At 67.2% G+C, this 1,316-nt stretch carries 1 protein-coding gene; it reads left to right on the forward strand.

Features of this window, described 5'->3' with window-relative positions; translation table 11 throughout:
- Nucleotides 1-298 precede the first annotated feature (298 nt).
- Nucleotides 299-1,316, forward strand: a 1,018-nt coding sequence (locus tag EP28_RS11500; protein WP_049984155.1) for an acetamidase/formamidase family protein, incomplete at its 3' end; no start/stop codon positions are given.

Below are 1,316 nucleotides of genomic sequence, written 5' to 3' on the forward strand. Positions count from 1 at the left end.
GACGGCGAGAAGTCCAGTCCCGTCCCCGAGAACACCTCGACGACGGCGGGCGTCACGCGATCGACGAGCACGTAGAACAGCACGTACCCGAGCGCAGCCTCGAGCGGTCCGTACGCGGGGAAGCGCTCGTCGGGGGTCGGCTCCCGCGTAGTACCGGCCTGCATGCCCGTTCTTGGAAGCGCGAAGTAATTAATACGGCGACATTCTCGCTGGACGGCTTTAGATCCGGGCTCGCACGCCACTCACAGGTGTCACGGGCAGCGAACTTATGCTGAGCCGGACCCAACGTTGGTGTGGCATGTCTCAACAAGAAGTGAACCAGGAGCTGTACGTCGATCAGTACACGCTCGGACTCGTCGGGCCGGACCAGGAGTGGGCCGGCACCGTCGCCGACGGTGGGACGATCACCACGTACACCCCGCCGGGCTGCTGGGGCCCGATGATCACCCCCTCGTTCCGCGGCGGCCACGAGGTGACCCGGCCGATACGCGTCGATGGTGCCGAGGTCGGCGACGCCGTCGCCATCCACATCCGCGACGTGGAGGTGACGAGCATGGCGACGAGCACGGGCTCGATGGCCGAACGCGAGGGTGCGTTCACGGACGACCCGTTCGTCGACCACCGCTGTCCCGAGTGCGGGACGACGTGGCCCGACTCGGTCGTCGAGGGGACCGGCGAGGACGCCATCCGGTGTGCGGAGTGTGGCGCGAACGCCTCCTCGTTCGGCTTCGAGTACGGCTACACGGTCGCGTTCGACCACGAGAACGCGGTCGGGATCACCCTCGATACGGACGGCGCTCACGAACTCGCGACGAACGCCGAGGCGGTGATGGACATCCCCGAGAACTCCCGTCAGCACCCGATCCTGCTGTACGAGCCCGACGGGATGCCAGGGACGCTCGGGCGCCTCCGACCCTTCATCGGGAACATCGGCACGACCCCGTCGGTCACGATGCCCGACTCCCACAACGCCGGCGACTTCGGGCAGAACTTGATCGGCGCCGAGCACGACTACGGCGTCAACACCGAGGCGGACCTCGAGAAGCGGACTGACGGCCACATGGACATCCCAGAGGTCCGCGCGGGCGCGACGCTGCTCTGTCCCGTCGACGTCGACGGCGGCGGGATCTACGTCGGCGACCTGCACGCCAACCAGGGCGACGGCGAGCTCTCGCTGCACACGACTGACGTAAGCGGCACCGTCACGATGGACGTGGAAGTAATCGAGGACCTCGAACTCGACGGGCCGATCCTGCTGCCCAACGAGGAGGACCTCCCGTTCATCAGCCAGCCCTACAGCGACGACGAGCGTGACG

Source organism: Halorubrum sp. BV1 (genome assembly GCF_000746205.1).
Classification (GTDB): domain Archaea; phylum Halobacteriota; class Halobacteria; order Halobacteriales; family Haloferacaceae; genus Halorubrum.